The 1,338-nt window shown below is 60.8% G+C and carries 1 protein-coding gene; it reads left to right on the forward strand.

Going from position 1 to position 1,338, the window contains the following annotated elements:
* Positions 1 to 60 precede the first annotated feature (60 nt).
* Positions 61 to 1,295 (forward strand): IS3 family transposase gene (locus tag ACXJKH_RS20595; RefSeq protein ID WP_457322166.1). Its coding sequence is split into 2 segments (ribosomal slippage): positions 61 to 412 and positions 412 to 1,295, totalling 1,236 coding nucleotides; the frame shifts between segments, so codons are not numbered across the junction.
* Positions 1,296 to 1,338: the final 43 nt, after the last annotated feature.

Below are 1,338 nucleotides of genomic sequence, written 5' to 3' on the forward strand. Positions count from 1 at the left end.
TGACCCGTGACCCGTCCTGAATTGGGTTGACACCTTTTCCCACAGGAAGAGGAATGTTCAATGGATTCAACACTCAGGCGCAGCCAGCGGGATTACTCGCTGGCCTTCAAATTGTCGGTGGTCGACCAGGTCGAGCGCGGGGAACTGACCTACAAAAAGGCCCAGGAGCGATACGGGATCCAAGGACGGAGCACTGTGCTTGGCTGGCTTCGCCGCCATGGTCGGCAGGATTGGTCAGGTGGTGCATCATCTGCCCCCATGACCACTTCACCCAAAAGCGCGGCGGCCAAGCCGCTGACGCCGGAACAGCAGATCAAGGCTTTGCAGGTGCAACTGCGGGAGGCCAACGAGAAAGCGCAGCTTTTCGAAGCCATCGTCGAGGTCCTCAAAGAGGACTACGGGGTACGCATCGTAAAAAAGCCTTCCGGCAAGTCCTCACGCAAGGGCGCCTCCAAGGCGTAAGCGTGGCAAGGGCTTGCCGACATTTCGGCATCAGTCGGCAGGCGTACTACCAAGGTGGCCATCGCCAGCAACGGCAGTTGGCCGAGCGCGCACGGGCGATCGCTTTAGTGGGGGGTTATCGGGCGCGTCAGCCACGCATCGGCACTCGCAAGCTGCACGGTCTGATCAGGCCGGCACTGCAGGCATCAGGGATCGCGATGGGGCGGGACCGCCTGTTTGGCGTCCTTCGTGATGCTCGGCTCCTGGTTCCGATGCGGCGGGCATATCACAAGACCACCGACAGCCATCACCGCTTCCGACGGCACCCCAACCTGCTCAAGGCTGGCGAGGGGCGCGTGGTACCCACCGGTAGCGAACAGGTTTGGGTAGCCGACATTACCTATCTGCCGACGCAAGGAAAGTTCGTGTACTTGAGCCTGATTACCGATGCGTGGTCACGCAAGATCGTTGGCTGGAGCGTGCACGACACCCTGCAGACCGAGCAGGTCGCTCAGGCGTTGCAGATGGCGCTGAAAGGACGAAAAACGCGCCAACGTCTGGTCCACCATTCCGACCGAGGCATCCAATACTGCTCGGACTATTACCAGAAGATCCACACCACGCACGGTGTGACCTGCTCGATGACCGACGGCTACGATTGCTACCAGAATGCGCTGGCAGAACGGGTAAATGGGATCTTGAAAGGCGAATTCCTGCTGCATCGCCCTCGGGACCTGGCGCAGGCACGGCAGATGGTGGCCGAGTCGGTGGCGATCTATAACGCCGAGCGACCGCACCTGTCCCTTAAAATGCAGACGCCCGATGCAGTCCATCGGGCGTCCTTGGCCGCCTGACGGCGGCTGAATCATCCGCCACAGGTGTCAACCTATGGCAGGA

The sequence above is a fragment of the Stenotrophomonas sp. P5_B8 genome (genome assembly GCF_054049855.1).